The sequence below is a fragment of the Microbulbifer mixtoriginis (SeqCode) genome (assembly GCF_052466765.1).
The window spans coordinates 4,593,656-4,613,187 of record NZ_CP174289.1 but is presented as its reverse complement, the minus strand read 5'-3'; the positions used below and the strand labels follow the sequence as shown (position 1 = coordinate 4,613,187).

Genomic DNA, 19,532 nt, shown 5'->3' with positions numbered 1-19,532 from the left:
TTGTATTAAATTTAGGCATCTTGATGCCCTTAATTTATACTCAATCAGTGGATACTGCCATATCTCATCAACTTTTCAATGTTATGTACCAAGCAGAACATCTGCCATTGTCCTTGAACCTTACTTTTTCCTCGTAGCGAGAAGCGATTCAATCGTTTATTGGTACCAATGTTTCCAAATACCGGTTCGACAGCAGACATTCGATGTCCATAAATGGTCTTGCCCTCGATACTATCAACCCTCTTCTTCATCCAGTCGGTGGCTGTCCGTCCGTTTGTCCACGTAAGGGATACTTGCCTTCCGTGTCCTTTTCGAGAGTCAGCAGAGTCTGGGTTTCGCATACACTGACTTTTAAGGCTGCATGCCCTGCAGTCGGTGAGGCGCCCTTCGAACAGTAGTTTCTTCTTACCTTCACTGACATGCTCTTCTTTTAACAAGAGCATGGCTTTTCCTGCAGGACAGATACAGGTTTTCTTTTTCTTGTTGAATGTAAATTCACTAGCTGGGGTAGTCTTCTGGACATTAGCCCTACCTTTTTGATTGCGCTTGCCATACTTGGTTTTTTGCGTTGTAAAAGCTTTATCACGTGAACGGAATTTATTATCAGGTATGTAGGCATTGATGCCGTTCTCTCGCAGGTAGTTGTAGTTAGCGTCGTTGGAGAATCCAGTATCAGCAGTAATGATGACCTGTTTGGCCAAGATGTCTTCATCTATTCCTATATTCTGATAATGGCAACTGATGCCATCAAGAATAGGTTTCAATGTATGATGCTCCTGGCCCTCTCCAAAGGCCTGGGCCTCAACAACTATCTGATGCTTCCTATCAACTGCGGCAACACCGTTATAGCCCTGGATGGTTCCCTTGCTGGTAGTCATCTTAGCTGATTCATTGTCCGTGATATTACTTTTCACTTCTTTAGGTTTTTTACCTTGCCCCATCCTGGGGGAATGATTCTTTAAGAACTGATCAATTTTATCAAAGTGTTTCTGCAGCGTATCCGCCGCTTTAGCTACCGCTTGCTTTCGCTCTTTTTCTTTAGGCTTCCTGCCATCCAGCCTCTTGTGCTCTTTGAGGAAATATTTGATCTTCTTGCGAATTTTTTCCTGCTTCTGTGCTAGCTCTCTAAAAGTCCCCGAATGTTCTTTGCTGGCATTGGATGGCATCTTGCATCCATCTATTGCGAAAAGTTCGTTTCCAAGCAGTCCCTGCTGATCGCAGACCAGTAACACTTGCTCAAACACCGACTCAATCGCATCAGGATAACTGCTTACGAAACTTGCAATACTAGTAAAATGCGGAACGGTATCGCATGACAGTGCTTTGAAGAGGATATTGTTCTCACATTGCCATTGAATTTCACGACTTGAGGTAATGCCTTTTGAGTAAGCAAACAATATGATTTTCAGGAGGATAGCTGGATCATAAGCGGTTCGCCCGCCGCTATCATTTTGATATTTTTTATGGAAGGCAGAGAGGTCGATATGATCATCAATCAGATGATGAAGTGTAAACTCAAAGGTTTCAGGTTGTAATTGTTCTTCGAAATTGATGACGACCATTGCATCTTGGTTGTAATCGTAACGTTTGAAGTTGGGCATATGGATAATCTCGACATCAAGACCTCCATTTTAACAAAAAAGCTACCTTTTAAGAGTTTTTCTACAGCCTGAACGCCCAAGGCAGGGGCGGATTACCTTATGCGCATTTTGCGCGAAAATGGGAGCGAAGCGACAGCGCAAAACGTGCATAAGGTAAGCCGTCCCGCGGAGGCCCGTAGGGCCGGAGCTTCACTGCCTGCGATTGTTATATTTACCCCACTCCGATGCTTGAAAGCACTGCGCTAATTAGTAGGATTGCGAGCAGTACCATTACCGCCATTGCAATAAATTGAAATGCTATGGCACTTACACCAAGGATTGCAGCTCCTCCGGCAACTCGAGTTGGCTCCTTTTGTGTAAATGAAACTACTCCTAGAATTAGCGCTATACCTCCCAGAATAGCTGTCACTATATTAATAATGGAATCAGCATCGATTTTCTTTCTATAAGTGGTTTCTACTACTTTCTTTCCGCTAAGTGCATCAATGGCCGCTTGCCTCAGTGAAGCCGCTTTCTCTGCTACTACTGTTTCCATTGTTGGTTGTGGTGAAAATGGGCCACCCCAAAAATGTACGAGAGCAAGCATGAGAGCCAAGCCACCGAAGACTATCCCCAAATTTCCAAATTTAATATTCATGGCTTGGTCCTTGCGAAATATAACGCCGTAAACATGGGCCGGAGCACGCAGTGCGGAGGTCCAGCACCGCAGGTGCGACATGCTTTGCATTGTTAAACGCGGACTCAGAACAGTGTAAGAACATCATCGCTCCATTCATGGCTGTGCTTAGTCCATTTGGTGTCTGGCTGTGGGAAATTCGTACGGCAATAACCTCTTTGAGCTAGAAAATCGAATGCTGCATGAGGGTAGCCGTTAATCAGTAGTAGAGCCTTATTACCATCTCCTGACCACACAATTTGAGCTTCAGATGGCAGATGCTTATCCGTGACATTAGCGACATTATAAATATGAAGAGCATCTAGAACTGGGTTATCATCACGGCTTCTATCTAATCCGTATAAGTATCCAGTGTCACCATCATCTTCGAACACGACCATGTAGCTATTCTTCGGTGACCCACTTTCAAGAGTAGTTTCAACACCAACTGTGAACTCAGTTTCGGCATATATCATTGCCTCGTCGGCCATGCTAATAAGGCTCCAAGTCATCGTTATTGTAAGTAGCAGATATTTGATGATCATATTCGTTTAACATTTATATAGTGATCATCATGACCACTATTATCCTGATTACTATTTCAGAAGCAATCCCACGACAGCCCCCTTTGAATCACTTTAAAATCATATAGTTATACAAAAATGATACGAAGGTGCAATATGGAAAAATGGTCACTGCGACCACTATTCTTAAATATACCACTTTACGTAACTCATTGTATTTAATGATTTTTTGAACATATTTGCCAAACCTATCAAAATAACGGTCACGATGACCGAAATTCCAGCTCGCATCTGGTCATATTTTTTGCAAGACTGTATATATAACCAGGCCTGGGTGTGTTTAAATGGATGACATTCCTATACCGATCCCCAAAAGCTCCTCTCGATTTATGGATCGATTGCGAACTTTCATGCGATCAAAGTATTTGGCATACAAAACCGAGCAAACCTATTGCTATTGGATTAAAGACTTTATTCGCTTTAATCAGATGCGCCACCCAGAAGCACTAGGCAAGGCTGAAGTGAATAACTGGCTCAGTCATTTGGCAACCAATCGATCCGTATCAATCAATACCCAGAAAACGGCTTTAAATGCCGTCGTATTTTTATACAAGCAGTTTATCGGCCTTGAACTAGGTGAGCTCAAATTTCACAGCAGTCATCGTCCCAGGCGGTTGCCAGTGGTTTTCAGCCATGTGGAGGCCACAGATATTTTGGGGCAGCTTACTGGCCCGGCAAAGCTTGCTGCATCTTTGATGTACGGTTCCGGTCTTAGGGTCATGGAAGCCGTGCGGCTTCGGGTGAAAGACGTTGATTTTACAGAGCAGTGTATATTCGTACGTGAAGCCAAGGGTGAAAAGTGGAGAAGGACCCTACTACCTAAATCTCTTATTGAACCATTAAGGGCCCAAATTCACTATGCTCTCTCGCTCCATCAGCAGGATCTCGTTGAAGGATATGGCGAGGTCTATCTCCCATTTGCGCTAGCCAGAAAGCTCCCAAAGGCTGCCACCAACCCCGTTTGGCAATATATATTTCCTGCTAGAGAGCGCTCGCTCGATCCTCGTAGCGATATCATACGAAGGCATCATATTGGAGAACAACAGATAAGGCGTGCAGTTGCCAAGGCTATTTCGAGCTTGGGTATACGAAATAAAGCCAGCTGCCACACCTTCAGGCATTCATTCGCTACCAACCTATTACGATCAGGTGCAGACATTCGCAATATTCAAGAACTTCTTGGTCACAATGATATAAGTACTACGATGATCTACACACACGTGATTGGTGTTCATGAACGTGGGATTAGCAGTCCATTAGATTAGATTGAGCCCCAGGCATGACCTCTAAAAACGGCTGAGCTTTAAGTCCTTCTCTCACTCTTTGCTAAAAGACCCGTTGCTTTTTAACAGGGTACTCTGTAGTAAATATTTTCACAGTCAATCTCAAAACCTAAAGACTGATATAACTGACGTGCGCGATTGTTTCTTTTCTCTGTTTTAAGTTCAATACGAATGGCCTGAGTTTCTTTTGCAAAATCTATCGCAGCCTGGATCAACTTTTTAGAAACACCCCTACCCCTAAAGCGGCTTGACACCCCTAAGTCATTTAAAATCCACAGGCGTGTGAGAGCAAGGGAAGAAAAGCTGGGATAAAGATTCACAAAACCCATTACCTCAGAACACTCGGAATCTATTGCTATAAAAAGTGTGGAAGCCTGACTGTCGATCAAGTTGCCCAGAAAAGACTCAGTTCCAATTAAGTCCGATTTATAGCCACAAAACACCCTGTATTCATCAAATAATTGAGCCACCTCAGGTACATGATGGCTTTCACATCGTAATATTTTCACAATGTCCCCTCGCAATTTACAAAAGCATTTCAGCTTACCAAATTAGCTGTAAGTCAGTTCTTGCAACTAATCCAAGGGGGCATCAGTAGAGAAATGTGGCAGTCCCAGTAGCAATTAATTCTTCCCGGTCATTACTCAACTCCATACGCGCAACCACGAGTTTATTGCCTGTGCGTAGAATTGAGCCTTCACAGAGAAAGTGCTCCCCCCTTCCGGGCTTTAAATAATCCACGCGCATATCTACCGTACCCAGCTTAGAAAGGCGATCGGCTTTTTCTTTCCAGTGCAGATCCCCCATGCGCTGATATGCAGCAACCATTGCGGTAAGGCCACCGACGGTATCCAGAGCGGTGGCAATTACGCCGCCGTGCAAAATATTTGTCCAGACGTTACCTATCAACTCCGGACGTTGTTGAAAACCGGCGGAAAGAGTAAGGGCCTCTAGGTCTAGGGAGCGCATTTCAAGGCCAATCTGCTGATTAAAAGGGATCTTTTCAAAAAATCCCTTTACCAACTCCTGAAATTCATGGGGAGAGGGCTCTGTCATAATCTTGCAACCCGGTTGAGACCATCCAGTGCGGCACTACGGTAGGCCTCTGCCATGGTGGGGTAATTAAATGTGGTGTTAACGAAATAATCGATGGTGTTATTTGGCGAAGGCTGCTTCATGATGGCCTGACCAATATGCACAATCTCTGCCGCTTCGGCACCAAAACAGTGAATGCCGAGAATTTCACGGGTTTCAATATGGAACAGGATCTTGAGCATGCCCACGCGCTCACCAGAGATCTGTGCGCGTGCAGTGTGTTTAAAGAGCGCACGCCCCACCTCATAGGGTACCTTGGCGGCTGTCAGTTCGGATTCTGTTTTTCCTACTGAGGAAATTTCCGGCAGGGTATAAATACCAGTGGGCGCATCCTCGATTACACGGTGCCCGCGGCCGGCAATAGCTGCTGCTACCGCCCTACCCTGGTCATAGGAGGCACTGGCAAGGCTGGGCCAACCAATAACATCGCCCACCGCAAAGATATTATCCACTTCCGTGCAGTAATGATCATCTACGCTTAACTGGCCGCGGTGATTCGCTTCGAGGCCGACATTTTCCAGGCCCAGGGAGCAGGTATTACCTGTACGACCATTACACCAGAGCAGCGCGTCTGCATGGATACGCTTACCCGACTGCATTTCCATAATCACGCCCTGGTCATTGGGGAGCACACGCGCATACTCCTCCTGGTGGCGAACGGTAACGCCCATATCGCGCAAGTGGTAACTCAAGGCATCAGAGATCTCATCATCCAGAAATTCCAACAGGCTACTGCGGGTATTGATCAAATCTACCTTGATACCAAGACCAGCGAAAATAGAAGCGTATTCACAGCCAATCACGCCGGCGCCGTAGATCATGATGGAATGCGGCGTATGCTGCATATCCAGAATCATATCGCTGTCGTAGACACGCTCGTGATCAAAGTCCACATCTGCGGGACGATATGGACGGGAACCCGTGGCAATAATAAATTTTTTCGCGGTGACAATTTCTGTGGCACCATCGGGCAGCTGTACTTCTACACTATTCGCATCGCGGAAATTTGCCGCCCCAACGATTAGCTCAACCCGATTACGCGCATAAAAAGAGGTGTGCATTTCCACTTGATAGGAAATCACTTTATTGACCGTTTGCATCACCTGAGGAAAGGTTAGGCGGCGCGGTTCACCCAAAGCACGAAAAACACTCTGAGTGTTATAACGCATTAATTGTTTGACAGAGTGGCGCAGAGCTTTGGAGGGAATGGTGCCCTTATGGGTACAGTTACCGCCTACTACCTGGCGTTTTTCAATCACTGCGACACGCATACCTTTTTTCGCGGCGCTCATTGCTGCGGCCTCACCAGCCGGACCAGAACCAATTACAACCAAGTCAAACTTTTGCTCTGCCATCTATAGCTCTAATTCTATTTTTCCAAAACGGAGTATGAGATTTAAGAATGCCTCACACTCAATATTAAAATCAGCACAGAAGGTGCCAATGATATAAAACAACAAGCCCGTTAATTACGGGCTTGGGAGAGATTGCTTACTTGCGCTTAGTCGCGTCGTAAGCGAGGTCTTCAGCGGCAACCTTTTGCTGACGCTTACGCTCTTGCTCTTTTTCGCATTCGTCGTCGTTGCCACCACAAATGGTGCAGTCCTGCTTCATTCCGATATTATTCAGGCCGCCACAAGAGCCTTTTAGTGGCTTATTTTGCACCATGGCGCCGAGTGCCATTCCGGCAACTACTAACAGCATCGCAATAAAAGCAAAGATAAATATTGTCATTACTCAGACCTCTCTAAGTAGGGTGCAAAGGCGCGGCTATAGCGTTCCTCGAAACCCTTATCAGTTTTTACCAGCATGAAAACAGCCAGGTTTTCACGTTCGGCCAAAGCCAACCCTTCTTCAGCCCCAAGTACATTGAGAGCGGTAGCAAGGCCATCTGCTTCAGCACAGGTATCTGCCAGCACGGTTACCGAGGCCAGCTTGTGCTGTAACGGTCGACCAGTGCGGGGGTCGATACTGTGCGCATAGCGCACTCCATCGCGTTCATAGTAATTCCGGTAATCACCACTGGTAGCCACCGCCTTACCACTAACACCAATGGGCTGTTGAACCATCTGGCCGAACGAGTCAGGCGCTTCAATACCAATTACCCAGGTTTTACCTTTTGGATTCACACCCTGGGTACGCAGTTCACCGCCGATTTCGACCAAGTAGTTGCGAATTCCCTGCTGCTCCAGCAACAGTGCAACCCGGTCGACGCCGTGCCCCTTGGCGATAGCCGAAAGGTCAATTTCTACCGGTCTCTGACGAGTGATCGTATCCGGTTTCCGGGTCACTTTAAGTGCATCGGAGCCGACTACCTTTTGCAGGCCGGCTATCTCCGCATCGGAGGGAATTTTCTCAGGCTCTGGTTGGGGACCAAATCCCCACAAATTAACCAATGGGCCAACGGTAACCTCGAAGGCACCCTGACTGCGTCGATAAATATCCAGGGACAGCGCCACAATATCTGCCAGCGGTTCGCTGACCGGGATGGCCTCACCTACAGGACCGCGGTTGAAACGCATCAACTGCGAGTCCTCGATATAGGTGGACATCTCCTGGTTGACCTGCTGCAGCTCATCGTCAATTAACGCTTGCAGCTCGCTACGCTTTACGCTTTGCGGTACATCGACAACCGTGATGTGATAAGTGGTCCCCATGGTGCGGCCACTAAGCTGCCAGTTTTCCGCTGCCGGAGTACAGGCAGTGAAAATTACAGTCGCCCAAAGCAAAAACAGGGCCGGAAGAACGGGCCCTGTTTTTGCTTTTATCGGGGCTTTGATTGCGTCTAGCAAACTAAGCTCTCCGTTTAACCACCGAAGTCATCAAGGAGGATATTTTCATCCTCTACGCCCAAGTCTTTGAGCATGCTGATTACTGCGGCGTTCATCATGGGTGGCCCACACATGTAGTACTCACAGTCTTCCGGAGCCGGGTGGTCCTTCAGGTAGTTTTCATACACCACGTTGTGAATGAAGCCGGTGTAACCCGTCCAGTTGTCCTCCGGTTGCGGATCAGACAAGGCCACATGCCACTTGAAGTTATCAAACTCAGCAGCCAGACCGTTGTAGTCATCTTCGTAGAACATCTCGCGCAGAGAACGCGCGCCGTACCAGAAGCTGATCTTGCGCTTGGAATTCAGACGCTTGAGCTGGTCGAAGATGTGTGAACGCATCGGCGCCATACCGGCACCACCACCGATAAACACCATCTCGTTGTCGGTTTCCTTGGCGAAGAACTCACCGAAGGGTCCGTACACCTTGATCTTGTCACCCGGCTTCAGGCTGAACACGTAGGAAGACATCTGACCCGGCGGGATACCCTCGGTACGGGGTGGCGGAGTCGCGATACGGATGTTGAACTTAACAACACCTTTTTCTTCCGGGTAGTTAGCCATGGAGTAGGCGCGAACCACAGGCTCGGTGACCTTGGACTCCAACTTGAAGAAGCCAAAGTGCTCCCAGTCACCGCGGTACTGGTCTTCTACTTCGAAGTCAGCAAATTTAACGTGGTGAGCTGGGGCTTCCAGCTGTACATAACCGCCAGCACGGAAGTCAACGTTTTCGCCTTCGGGCAGACGCAAGGTCAGCTCCTTAATAAAGGTGGCAACGTTGGGGTTGGATTCCACAGTGCACTCCCACTGCTTCACTCCAAACACCTCTTCCGGCACTTCGATTTCCATATCCTGCTTAACCGCAACCTGACAGGAAAGACGCTTGCCTTCTTTCGCATCGCGCGGGGTAAAGTGAGCCGCTTCAGTCGGCAACATATCGCCACCGCCGGCAGTCACTTTACACACACACTGTGCACAGCTGCCGCCGCCACCACAGGCGGAGGCCAGGAACAGGTTATTGGCAGCCAGGGTTTGCAGCAGCTTGCCGCCGGCTGGCACGGTGAGAGTCTTCTCACCGTTAACCAAAATGTTGACGTTGCCGGTGTTTACCAGGCGCGAGCGGGCCGCAAGGATCACCGCCACCAGCGCCAGAACGATGACGGTAAACATCGCTACGCCGAGGATAATTTCAATACTCATTCTATTGTTTTCCCCGCTTAGATATCGATGCCGCCGAAGGACATGAAGCCTAGGGACATCAGACCAACGGTTACGAAGGTGATGCCCAGACCTTTCAGGCCATCCGGAACGTCACTGTACTTCAGCTTTTCACGAATACCGGCCAGAGCGGTAATCGCCAGTGCCCAGCCGAGGCCGGCACCGAAACCGTAGGCAACACTCTCACCGAACGCGTATTCGCGCTCAACCATGAACAGGGAGGCACCCATGATGGCGCAGTTCACGGTGATCAGCGGCAGGAATACACCCAGGGCGTTGTAGAGCGCTGGTACATATTTATCCAGGAACATCTCCAGGATCTGTACCAGTGCCGCAATTACGCCGATGTAAGACAGCAAGCCGAGGAAGCTCAGGTCCACGTCGGGGTAACCGGCCCAGGCCAGTGCACCGTCTTTCAGCAGGTAGGTGTAAATCAGGTTGTTCACCGGTACTGTCAGAGTCAGTACCACGATAACCGCAACACCCAGGCCAATCGCAGCTTCGATCTTCTTCGATACGGCCAGGAAGGTACACATACCGAGGAAGAAGGCCAACGCCATGTTTTCAACGAAAACGGCGCGGATAATCAAAGAAATATAATGTTCCATGGATTAGGCCTCCTGCGCTTGGGAATTAGGCGCAATCTTGAACTCGTCTTGCTCAACCTGGGCAGGCTTCCAGGCGCGGATTGCCCAGATGAACAGGCCGATCAGGAAGAATGCACTGGGCGGCAATAACAGCAGGCCGTTGGGGATATACCAGCCACCGTTGCTCACGGTGGTCAGGATGTCCACACCGAACAGTTTGCCAGCGCCGAACAGTTCACGGATTACCGCGAGACCAATCAGGATAACGCTGTAGCCCAGACCGTTACCGAGACCATCGAAGAAGCTGGGCAGCGGCGGGTTCTTCATAGCGAAGGCTTCCGCACGACCCATTACGATACAGTTGGTAATGATCAGGCCAACGAATACGGACAACTGCTTGGAGATGTCGTATGCCAATGCCTTGATCAACTGGTCCACCAGGATTACCAATGAGGCAATCACGGTCATCTGAACGATGATGCGGATACTGTTCGGGATCTGGTTGCGGATCAGAGATACCGCAACGTTGGAACAGGCCACAACCGAGGTCAGAGCGATACACATTACCAGGGTTACCTGCAGCGAGCTGGTTACAGCCAGTGCGGAACAGATGCCCAAGATCTGCAGTGCGATCGGGTTGTTGTTAAAAATCGGCTCTAGCAGAGTCTCTTTGATTTTCATGCTTATGCCTCCCCTGCTTTCAGGTTTTTCAGGAAGGGACCATAACCTTGGTTACCCAGCCAGAAGTTCACCAGGTTGCTAACGCCCTTACTGGTCAGAGTTGCACCGGACAGGCCGTCTACTTCATGAATCGCATTCGGGCTGTTGGGGTTAACCTGGCCTTTGATCACAGCGATATCTACGTCGCCTTGCTTGTTGAAGACTTGCTTACCAACCCACTGGGCTTTCCAGTTAGGGTTGTCCACTTCGCCACCCAGTCCGGGAGTTTCTTTGTGCTCGTAGAAGCCGAGGCCCGCTACGGTGTCTAGGTTGCTCTCCAGCGCGAGGAAGCCGTACAAGGTACCCCAAAGTCCGTAGCCACGGACAGGCAGAATGATCTTGTCCAGTTGGCCGTCTTTCTCTACCAGGTAAACCTCTTTAATGTTTTCCCGACGGATAATCTTGGCGGTGTCCTCGTCTGCCGGCAGTCTCTCACTGGCAGAGGGAATCTTGGAAGCAGCGCGACCGCTGCCGCCAGCCGGCGCTTCATCGGTGAACTTACCGGTGTTCAGATCAACGTATTTGATCTTCACATCGGCGAAGGCTTTCTCTACTTCCGCTTTGTTAGCGCGAGAGTCCTTCAGCAGGCCACCAGCCATCAGTACGTTACGCTTCATGTCCAGCTCGGCATTCGCCTGCTGGGCAGGCTTCAGCATTACCGCCGCAGTGGAAACCACCACAGAGCACACCAGGCACATTACCAGCGCGACAATCAGAGTACCGGTTACGGAATCTTTATTAGCCACGTGCCAACCTCCGTTTGATATTGGACTGCACCACAAAGTGGTCAAACAGCGGAGCGAACAGGTTAGCGAACAAGATCGCCAGCATCATGCCTTCCGGGAAGGCCGGGTTCACTACACGAATCAGGACAACCATCACCCCGATCAGGATGCCGTACCACCAGCGACCAGTGTTGGTCATAGCAGCGGAAACCGGGTCAGTGGTCATAAAGATCAGGCCGAAAGCAAAACCGCCCACCACCAGATGCCAGTACCAGGGTACCTGGAACATCGGGTTGGTTTCGGAACCGATCATGTTGAACATAAATGCGGTGGCCATCATACCCAGCAGAGTGCCGGCTACGATGCGCCAGCTGGCGATCTTCATGCCCATCAGAATTACACCGGCAATCAGGATAGCCAGGGTAGAAGTTTCACCGATGGAACCATGTATCTTGCCGAAGAAAGCGTCGAACCAGGTTACCTGGCCAACCGCAGCATTCACGATACCGTTCTGGATACCTTCGCTGGCCATGACAGACAGCGCGGTAGCACCGGTGTAACCGTCAACCGCAGTCCAAACTGCATCGCCAGACATCGCTGCCGGGTAGGCGAAGAATACGAACGCACGACCGGTAAGTGCCGGGTTGAGGAAGTTTTTGCCGGTACCACCGAACACTTCCTTACCGATCACCACACCGAAGCTGATGCCCATAGCCACCATCCACAGAGGCAGATCCGGCGGACAGGTTAAGGCAAACAGAATGGAGGTTACGAAGAAACCTTCGTTCACTTCGTGACCGCGCACAGCGGCGAACAGCACTTCCCAGATACCACCCACAATAAAGGTGACCGCATAAATCGGCAGGAAGTACATGGCTCCGTAGACAAAGTTGTCCCACAGGCTCGCAGGGTTATAGGAGGTCAGAGCACCAATAATGGCGTGACGCCAGCCGGACAGATCCGGATTGGTCATACCTTCCAGAATAGTGTTGGCCTGGAAACCGATATTCCACATACCGTAGAAGGCAGGGATCATCGCACAAGCCCACACGGTGATCATAATACGCTTCAGGTCGATACCATCGCGCACATGAGAGGTGGTCTTGGTTTTATCAGCCGGCTGGAACAAGCCAGTATCAATGGCCTCAAAGAGGGCATAGAACTTTTCGAACTTGCCGCCTTTGTGGAATTTCGGTTCGATGGAATCGAGGAATTTACGCAACATACTTACCCCTCCTTCTCAATACGGGTCAGGTTGTCCCGCAAAATGGGGCCGTATTCGTACTTGCCCGGACACACAAAGGTGCACAGTGCCAGATCTTCCTCATCCAACTCCAGAGCACCCAGTTTCTGGGCCATAGCGGTATCACCCACGATCAGGGAGCGCAGTAGCTGGGTCGGCAGTACGTCCAGCGGCATGACCTTCTCATAAGTGCCGACCGGTACCATGGCACGCTCGGAACCGTTAGTACTGGTGGTGAAGTTGAACAGTCTGTTCTTGAACAGGCGCGAAAGGTAAATCGGGAAAACGGAGAAGCGCTTGTTACCGGCACGCAGATAGTGCAGGAAAGGACGCTCACCACCCTCTTCCAGCACAGATACCTGATTATGGTAACGCCCCAGGTAACCCAAAGGACCTTCAGCAGTGCTGCCGCCAAATACGGAGCCGGAAATAACACGGTCGTTATCACCTTTCAACTCACCGGAAGTCAAAGTTTCCAGGCTGGCGCCGAGACGAGTGCGCACAAGTCGGGGCTGCTTAACTTGAGGGCCGGCCAGGGAAACAACGCGATCGGTGAACAGTTTACCGGTGGTAAACAGTTTGCCTACGGCGATCACATCCTGGTAATTAATGGTAAATACACTGCGAGAGCCGGAAACCGGGTTCAAGTAGTGGATATGGGTACCGGACAGGCCAGCCGGGTGGGGGCCGGCAAAAGCTTCACGGCGAATATTCGCAGCGCTCGGTACGGGGATATCTGCATCAGGAGCGGTACAGACGTAAGTGGTTTTCGCCAGCTTGGAAAGAATCTCAACGCCCTGAGAGAAGGCTTTGGGGTTCTCGGCAATGACCACTTCTGGGTTGGCAGCGAGAGGATTGGTGTCCATCGCATTGATAAACACCGCTTCCGGTTTAGCATCCAAAGCGGGAACGCGGCTGAACGGGCGGGTACGCAGTGCGGTCCACATACCGGATTCAACCAGGTTCTCAACGACCTGTTCGCGCGTCAGACCAGATAGCTTATCTACGCTATAGCTCTGGAACTGTTCTGCTGCATCGCCGTCTATGCCAATCACAACGGATTGCAGAACACGGCGGGCACCGCGATTGATAGCAACAACACGACCGGCGGCCGGCGCGGTATAGCGCACGCCTTCGGTTTTTTTGTCACTGAACAGTAGCTGACCAAGATTGACGCGATCCCCTACAGCCACTGCCATTGTCGGCTTCATCCCGTGATAATCGGGGCCGAGAACAGCAACGGTCTTGATCGCAGGTCCTTTGTGGATGACCTGCTCGGGCGCGCCGGATATGGGTAAGTCCAATCCCCGACGGATCTTTCTCATACGCCTATGCCTAAGTTTCTAGTTTATAAAATTGCAATAAAGCCCACCCGCCCAGGTTCAAACTGAAAAACAGTCAATCCCGGACTGGCGAGCCATACTGTGGAATTCTGTGCTGCGAGGGCTTATGCCGTTTCACCCGTAGACCGGGCGGAAGGAAGCTAACTAAAGGTTGTGCGCGCTAACTTCTCGGCGCACGGCCGCCCCGCAAAATCGCGCGCATTATAAAGATGGGGCAAAAGCTTTACCAGTCTGGAAGCGTCCAAAGTGGCACTTAGAAGGGAAATTTCTACTGAAAAAACAGGGATTTGGAAAGATGTGGGCGGACGGCTGTGACTGCCGCCCCACCCTCATGGTCAGCCCAAAGAGCCGACCTGCAGACCTTAAGCTGACGCCTTAGTCTTTCTTAGGGAACAACTCATAACGAACGCCAGCCATATCTTCCAAGCAGCGAACCACTTGACAGCTATAACCGAACTCGTTGTCGTACCAGCAGTAGAGCACTGCGTTCTTACCATCCACGATAGTCGCAGTGGAATCGAATACGCAGGCAACGCGGGAGCCAACAAAATCGCTGGATACCACTTCCGGGGAGTTGGTGAAATCGATCTGCTGACGCAGTGGCGAGTGCAGCGCCACGTCGCGCATATATTCGTTCAGCTCTTCCTTGGTGGTCTCTTTACCCAGGTTCAGGTTCAGGATCGCCATGGAAACATTAGGGGTTGGAACGCGAATTGCGTTACCGGTGAGCTTACCTTTCAGCTCCGGCAGCGCTTTGGCAACCGCCTTGGCGGCACCAGTTTCAGTCAGAACCATATTCAGCGCTGCTGCGCGACCGCGACGCTCACCTTTGTGGTAGTTGTCGATCAGGTTCTGGTCATTGGTGTAGGCGTGTACAGTTTCTACGTGGCCGTGCTCAACGCCGTAACCGTCCATCATCGCCTTCAGCACAGGCACGATGGCGTTAGTGGTACAGGAAGCGGCAGACAGTACCTTGTCTTCCGGCTTGATGTCGCTACTGTTGATACCGTAAACGATATTCTTGATATCGCCCTTGCCCGGTGCAGTCAGAAGCACTTTGGAGGCGCCGGGGCTCTGCAGGTGCTGGCTCAGGCCTTCTTCATCGCGCCATACACCGGTACTGTCAACGATAATCGCATCGTTGATACCGTGCTGGGTGTAATCCACTTCCTGCGGGGAGTTGGCGTAGATAATCTTGATTTCGTTACCGTTACAGATCAGGGAGTTGGTCTCCTCGTCCACACGGATAGTACCCTGGAAGGCGCCATGTACGGAGTCGCGACGCAGCAGAGAAGCGCGCTTCACCAGATCGTTGGGGGCCTTACCCTTGCGCAGTACGATAGCGCGCAGACGCAGAACGTCACCACTACCGGCCTTGTCGATCAGCAGGCGGGCAACCAGACGGCCGATACGGCCAAAACCGTAGATCACAACATCTTTGGATTCAGGCAGAGGCTTGCCGGCACCCGCTGCGTCGGACAGCTCTTCACGTACAAACTCATCCACAGACAAGCCGCGATCGTCGCGCATGTACTTGTTGGTCATGGTCCCCAGGTCGATATGTACGGGACCCAGCTCCATCTTGCAGATGGCTTCCAATACAGGGAAGGTTTCAAACTCGGAGAGTTCATTTTCCTCAACCTGACGCACGAAGCGGTGCGCTTTCATAATGCTCAGCACTGAGCGATTAACCAGGTTGCGGCCGTACATATAAATACCGACGTTGCTCTCACGGTTGAGCTTTCCAATCATCGGGATCATGGTTTCAGCCAGTGCTTCACGCTGTTTCCAGTCCTTGAAAAAGTCCGCGGGCTTCGGTCGCTTCTGAGTCACTATCGGACACCTCTGCAATGTGTTTAATAGGCAGGAAATCACGGCCCACAAACCACTCGGGGCCGTATGGCTGCGCATTATCAGTATTCACCTGCTGCTACGCAACTGCGCAAAAAAAAACCAAAAAAATGTAGTAAAACTACCTTTTTGTTGTCACAAGCCCTCGCGATACGCAATCCCCCAAAAATTGCAGCCGTTTGAGATCGAAACCACAGACATAGATATCATAGACTGCAGCCCGATCCGATCGCGGCTACAATAGCCGCCCCTGGCACTACAGCAAATGAAAGCGCGGATATTTAAGGAACGATGACCGATATACAGCCCCTGACTCCCCCCAAATTTCACAGCACCACCGACCGGCAATTCTGGGGGCAACTTCACGGCGCAGCGGCCGCACTCGCCATTCTGAATGCTGCTCGCAACAGTCAATCCCCCACACTGCTGATCACTCGTGACAGCCTCGAAGCGCACCGCTTAGAGGTACAGCTGAAATTTTTTAACAAAGCGCGGAGAGATGCAGCCTCAGAGGGCGACTTTGAGATCTTTCATTTTCCAGACTGGGAAATTCTCCCCTACGATACCTTCTCCCCGCACCAGGATATTATCTCGGACCGCCTGGCCACCCTCTACCGCCTGCCGCAAATGGGGAGCGGCATCGTTATAGTGCCTGTAAGCACTCTAATGCATCGCTTGCCACCCAGCGATTACGTCGCCGGCAATGCGCTGATTCTCACTGAGGGGCAACAATTTGATATTGATATCCAGCGTCGCCTGTTAGAGCAGGCAGGCTATCACTGTGTAGATACCGTCTATGAACACGGTGAGTTTGCCGTGCGCGGCTCACTCATGGATATTTTCCCTATGGGCAGTCCACTGCCCTATCGCATCGATCTATTCGACGATGAAATTGAATCCCTGCGCACCTTTGACCCGGAAACTCAACGCACAGTGGATAAGGTGGAAACTATTCACCTGCTGCCCGCGAGAGAGTTCCCAATGCACAAGGCCGGTCTTTCCGGCTTTCTGCAGAACTGGCATGAACAATTCCAGGTGGACCCCAGTCTTGTGCCCATCTACCAGGATATCAGTGCAGGAATTGCCCCAGCGGGTATCGAATACTACCTGCCACTATTTTTCGATAACAATTGCGCGAGCCTGTTCGACTACCTTCCCAAGAACAGCCAGGCTTTTATCCAGGGAAATGTGCAAGCACCTGTTGATAGCTTTTGGCGCGAGGTCAGCAACCGCTATGAGAGCCGCCGTGGCGATCTGACCCGCCCAATTCTTCAACCACGCCAGATTCTGCTGGATATCAATGAATTCAATGGCGCGCTCAAATCGATGCCAAGGGCCATCTTCTCTGCAGAGACGCTGCCCGATGCCCGGGGCAATTACAACTTTGCCACCCAAGTGCCTCCAACCCTGCCAGTAGACGGCAAGGCCGAGCAGCCAATGGCCGCCCTGGAAAGTTACCTGATAGAGTACTCGGGACGAGTGCTCTTCTGTGCCGAAAGCGGTGGGCGCCGCGAGGCATTGCTGGAGCTTTTAAAAGGTATTCGCCTGACTCCCCCAACCTATGCCAGCTGGGAAGAATTCCTCCAAAGCAGTGAATCCATTGGGATCACCGTAGCGCCCCTGGATCAGGGCCTGTTACTGACCGATCCAGCCGTCAACCTGATCGCGGAACCGCAGTTATTTGGCGAGCGGGTGCTACAACAGCGCCGCCGCAAAAAAGCCAAAGATGATGCAGACAATGCAGTCAAAAACCTGGCGGAATTGCGTATCGGCGCCCCGGTAGTGCATATCGATCAAGGAGTGGGACGCTACCGCGGCCTGCAACACCTGGAAATCGATGGACAGCCTGCCGAGTTCTTGACTCTGGAATACGCCAATGAAGCCAAGCTCTATGTTCCCGTAGCCAGCCTGCACCTGATCAGCCGTTACTCCGGTGCCGATGAAGCCCTGGCTCCACTGCATAAAATGGGCAGCGAACAGTGGCAGAAAGCCAAGCGCAAAGCCGCCGAAAAAGTTCGTGATGCCGCTGCCGAACTCCTGGATATCTATGCGCGTCGTGAAGCCCGTGTAGGTCATGCTTTTGCCGACCCTAAGCTGGCTTATAGAGAATTTTCAGCCGGCTTCCCCTTCGAGGAAACACCAGACCAGCAGCAGGCCATTGAAGCCGTGATTGGCGACATGCAGTCGAAAAAGCCCATGGACCGACTGGTGTGTGGCGATGTGGGCTTTGGTAAAACCGAAGTCGCTATGCGTGCGGCCTTTGTCGCCGCCCATGCCGGCAAGCAAGTGGCCATGCTGGTACCCACCACACTGTTAGCGCAGCAACATTTCCAGTCTTTCCAGGATCGCTTCGCCGACTGGCCCATCAATATTGAAGTGATCTCCCGCTTCCGTTCAGGCAAAGAAGTGGACAGCGTGAAAGAGAAGGTAGCCAGTGGCAAAGTGGATATCCTTGTCGGTACCCATAAGCTTCTACAGAGCGACCTGGACTTTAAGAATCTCGGACTGCTGATTATCGACGAAGAACACCGCTTTGGGGTACGCCAGAAAGAGCGCCTCAAGAGCCTGCGCGCCGAAGTGGATATCCTCAACCTAACCGCCACACCGATCCCGCGCACTTTAAATATGGCAATGGCCGGCATTCGCGATCTATCAGTCATCGCCACGCCGCCGGCGCGACGCCTCTCTGTAAAAACTTTCGTGCGCGAGCGCGACGATGCACTGGTGAAGGAGGCCATACTGCGGGAGATCCTCCGTGGCGGCCAGGTGTATTTCCTGCACAATGAAGTGAAAAGCATTGAGCGTATCGCCCGAGAATTACAGGAGCTGATTCCCGAGGCCCGCATCGGTATCGGTCACGGTCAGATGCGTGAGCGCGAACTGGAGCAGGTCATGAGTGACTTTTACCACAAGCGCTTTAACGTACTGGTGTGTACCACCATTATCGAAACCGGTATCGACGTCCCAACTGCCAACACAATACTGATCGAACGCGCAGACAAATTTGGCCTGGCCCAGCTGCACCAGCTGCGTGGTCGTGTGGGGCGATCCCACCACCAAGCCTATGCCTACTTGCTGACCCCCAACAAACGCTCAATGGCTGGCGACGCAGTCAAGCGACTGGAAGCAATCAGTGAAGCCCAGGATCTTGGGGCTGGATTCACCCTGGCCACCCACGATCTGGAAATCCGTGGCGCCGGCGAGTTACTTGGTGAGGAACAGAGCGGGCAAATCCAAAGTGTCGGCTTCAACCTGTATATGGAGATGCTCGACCGCGCGGTAAAAGCCATTCGCGAGGGGCGCACTCCCAATATCGACGACCCCCTGGAGTCCCCGGCTGTAGATGTCAATCTGCGGGTACCGGCGCTGATTCCAGAGGACTACTTGCCGGATGTCCATGGCCGTCTAATGATGTACAAACGTATCGCCAATGCCGTTGATCGCCAACAACTGAAGGAGTTACAGGTGGAGATGATCGACCGCTTTGGTCTACTGCCTGAACCGGTCAAACACCTGTTCCGCACCACCGAAATAAAACTGAAGGCCGATAAAATGGGCATTCGCAAATTGGAAGCCTCCGCCGCCCGAGGTCGCATCGAGTTTGCCGAAAATACCCAAGTAGACCCCCTCACCCTAGTGAAATTGGTGCAGACACAACCGGGACGCTACCAGCTGGCCGGCGCCAACCAGCTGAACTTCAGCCTCGATGAAGAGGGCGCCGACCGCAAGCTACAGGAAATAAGCGAAGTGCTGGAGCGCTTAGCCCAGTGATAGTATCCGGCAGCTAGTGACCTGAT

17 protein-coding genes are annotated in these 19,532 nt (G+C 51.3%); 2 read left to right on the top strand and 15 right to left on the bottom strand.

From position 1 onward, the window contains the following. Positions 1-44: 44 nt before the first annotated feature. From ACJJIV_RS20125 to ACJJIV_RS20115, 3 genes are all read right to left on the bottom strand, one after another. Positions 45-1,601: a transposase gene (locus ACJJIV_RS20125; protein WP_444889496.1), complete on the bottom strand. Its 1,557-nt coding sequence runs from the start codon at positions 1,599-1,601 to the stop codon at positions 45-47. A 211-nt stretch (positions 1,602-1,812) separates the two neighbouring features. Further along, complete coding sequence (yidI, locus tag ACJJIV_RS20120) at positions 1,813-2,238, bottom strand: inner membrane protein YidI (RefSeq protein ID WP_444890131.1); 426 nt, start codon at positions 2,236-2,238, stop codon at positions 1,813-1,815. Positions 2,239-2,342: 104 nt separating this feature from the next. After that, the gene (locus ACJJIV_RS20115; protein ID WP_444890130.1) at positions 2,343-2,747 is read right to left on the bottom strand and encodes a DUF2251 domain-containing protein; all 405 of its coding nucleotides are present in this window, start codon (positions 2,745-2,747) and stop codon (positions 2,343-2,345) included. A 377-nt stretch (positions 2,748-3,124) separates the two neighbouring features. On the opposite strand from ACJJIV_RS20115, the gene ACJJIV_RS20110 reads away from it, so the two are divergent. Continuing rightward, the gene (locus ACJJIV_RS20110) at positions 3,125-4,105 is read left to right on the top strand and encodes an integron integrase (protein ID WP_444890129.1); all 981 of its coding nucleotides are present in this window, start codon (positions 3,125-3,127) and stop codon (positions 4,103-4,105) included. An 80-nt stretch (positions 4,106-4,185) separates the two neighbouring features. Here the strand turns inward: ACJJIV_RS20110 and ACJJIV_RS20105 are convergent, their stop codons facing one another. From ACJJIV_RS20105 to ACJJIV_RS20050, 12 genes are all read right to left on the bottom strand, one after another. After that, the gene (locus ACJJIV_RS20105; RefSeq protein ID WP_444890128.1) at positions 4,186-4,632 is read right to left on the bottom strand and encodes a GNAT family N-acetyltransferase; all 447 of its coding nucleotides are present in this window, start codon (positions 4,630-4,632) and stop codon (positions 4,186-4,188) included. 82 nt (positions 4,633-4,714) lie between these two features. Further along, the gene (locus ACJJIV_RS20100) at positions 4,715-5,179 is read right to left on the bottom strand and encodes a thioesterase family protein (protein WP_252081947.1); all 465 of its coding nucleotides are present in this window, start codon (positions 5,177-5,179) and stop codon (positions 4,715-4,717) included. Continuing rightward, positions 5,176-6,573 (bottom strand): Si-specific NAD(P)(+) transhydrogenase, encoded by a 1,398-nt coding sequence (gene sthA, locus ACJJIV_RS20095; RefSeq protein ID WP_444890127.1) that lies wholly within the window; start codon positions 6,571-6,573, stop codon positions 5,176-5,178. The genes ACJJIV_RS20100 and sthA overlap by 4 nt, the downstream gene beginning before the upstream one ends. A gap of 136 nt (positions 6,574-6,709) precedes the next feature. After that, positions 6,710-6,952, bottom strand: coding sequence for a (Na+)-NQR maturation NqrM (gene nqrM, locus ACJJIV_RS20090; protein WP_252081949.1), 243 nt, complete (start codon positions 6,950-6,952; stop codon positions 6,710-6,712). Then, positions 6,952-8,010 (bottom strand): FAD:protein FMN transferase, encoded by a 1,059-nt coding sequence (locus ACJJIV_RS20085; RefSeq protein WP_444890126.1) that lies wholly within the window; start codon positions 8,008-8,010, stop codon positions 6,952-6,954. Before ACJJIV_RS20085 ends, nqrM begins: the two co-directional genes overlap by 1 nt. Before the next feature lie 14 nt (positions 8,011-8,024). After that, positions 8,025-9,248 (bottom strand): NADH:ubiquinone reductase (Na(+)-transporting) subunit F, encoded by a 1,224-nt coding sequence (nqrF, locus tag ACJJIV_RS20080; RefSeq protein ID WP_252081951.1) that lies wholly within the window; start codon positions 9,246-9,248, stop codon positions 8,025-8,027. Between the two features lie 17 nt (positions 9,249-9,265). Continuing rightward, positions 9,266-9,874 (bottom strand): NADH:ubiquinone reductase (Na(+)-transporting) subunit E, encoded by a 609-nt coding sequence (nqrE, locus tag ACJJIV_RS20075; RefSeq protein WP_020413086.1) that lies wholly within the window; start codon positions 9,872-9,874, stop codon positions 9,266-9,268. Positions 9,875-9,877: 3 nt separating this feature from the next. Then, positions 9,878-10,534 carry an NADH:ubiquinone reductase (Na(+)-transporting) subunit D gene (locus tag ACJJIV_RS20070; RefSeq protein ID WP_252081952.1) on the bottom strand — a complete coding sequence of 219 codons (657 nt, stop codon included), beginning with the start codon at positions 10,532-10,534 and terminating at the stop codon, positions 9,878-9,880. A 2-nt stretch (positions 10,535-10,536) separates the two neighbouring features. After that, positions 10,537-11,319, bottom strand: coding sequence for a Na(+)-translocating NADH-quinone reductase subunit C (locus ACJJIV_RS20065; RefSeq protein ID WP_252081953.1), 783 nt, complete (start codon positions 11,317-11,319; stop codon positions 10,537-10,539). After that, complete coding sequence (locus tag ACJJIV_RS20060; RefSeq protein WP_252081954.1) at positions 11,312-12,523, bottom strand: NADH:ubiquinone reductase (Na(+)-transporting) subunit B; 1,212 nt, start codon at positions 12,521-12,523, stop codon at positions 11,312-11,314. Before ACJJIV_RS20060 ends, ACJJIV_RS20065 begins: the two co-directional genes overlap by 8 nt. 2 nt (positions 12,524-12,525) lie before the next feature. Further along, positions 12,526-13,866, bottom strand: a complete 1,341-nt coding sequence (locus ACJJIV_RS20055) for a Na(+)-translocating NADH-quinone reductase subunit A (RefSeq protein ID WP_444890125.1) — start codon at positions 13,864-13,866, stop codon at positions 12,526-12,528. 393 nt (positions 13,867-14,259) lie between these two features. Then, positions 14,260-15,720 (bottom strand): glyceraldehyde-3-phosphate dehydrogenase, encoded by a 1,461-nt coding sequence (locus ACJJIV_RS20050; RefSeq protein ID WP_444891736.1) that lies wholly within the window; start codon positions 15,718-15,720, stop codon positions 14,260-14,262. Positions 15,721-16,026: 306 nt separating this feature from the next. Between ACJJIV_RS20050 and mfd the strand changes: the two genes are divergently transcribed. Then, positions 16,027-19,506 carry a transcription-repair coupling factor gene (gene mfd, locus ACJJIV_RS20045; protein ID WP_444890124.1) on the top strand — a complete coding sequence of 1,160 codons (3,480 nt, stop codon included), beginning with the start codon at positions 16,027-16,029 and terminating at the stop codon, positions 19,504-19,506. Positions 19,507-19,532 lie beyond the last annotated feature (26 nt).

Coding starts and splice junctions, on each gene's coding strand:
- ACJJIV_RS20055 (WP_444890125.1), bottom strand. CDS start 13,866: ATGAGAAAGATCCGTCGGGGATTGGACTTACCCATATCCGGCGCGCCC.
- nqrM (WP_252081949.1), bottom strand. CDS start 6,952: ATGACAATATTTATCTTTGCTTTTATTGCGATGCTGTTAGTAGTTGCC.
- ACJJIV_RS20100 (WP_252081947.1), bottom strand. CDS start 5,179: ATGACAGAGCCCTCTCCCCATGAATTTCAGGAGTTGGTAAAGGGATTT.
- nqrF (WP_252081951.1), bottom strand. CDS start 9,248: ATGAGTATTGAAATTATCCTCGGCGTAGCGATGTTTACCGTCATCGTT.
- ACJJIV_RS20125 (WP_444889496.1), bottom strand. CDS start 1,601: ATGCCCAACTTCAAACGTTACGATTACAACCAAGATGCAATGGTCGTC.
- ACJJIV_RS20110 (WP_444890129.1), top strand. CDS start 3,125: ATGGATGACATTCCTATACCGATCCCCAAAAGCTCCTCTCGATTTATG.
- yidI (WP_444890131.1), bottom strand. CDS start 2,238: ATGAATATTAAATTTGGAAATTTGGGGATAGTCTTCGGTGGCTTGGCT.
- mfd (WP_444890124.1), top strand. CDS start 16,027: ATGACCGATATACAGCCCCTGACTCCCCCCAAATTTCACAGCACCACC.
- ACJJIV_RS20060 (WP_252081954.1), bottom strand. CDS start 12,523: ATGTTGCGTAAATTCCTCGATTCCATCGAACCGAAATTCCACAAAGGC.
- ACJJIV_RS20115 (WP_444890130.1), bottom strand. CDS start 2,747: ATGGCCGACGAGGCAATGATATATGCCGAAACTGAGTTCACAGTTGGT.
- ACJJIV_RS20070 (WP_252081952.1), bottom strand. CDS start 10,534: ATGAAAATCAAAGAGACTCTGCTAGAGCCGATTTTTAACAACAACCCG.
- sthA (WP_444890127.1), bottom strand. CDS start 6,573: ATGGCAGAGCAAAAGTTTGACTTGGTTGTAATTGGTTCTGGTCCGGCT.
- nqrE (WP_020413086.1), bottom strand. CDS start 9,874: ATGGAACATTATATTTCTTTGATTATCCGCGCCGTTTTCGTTGAAAAC.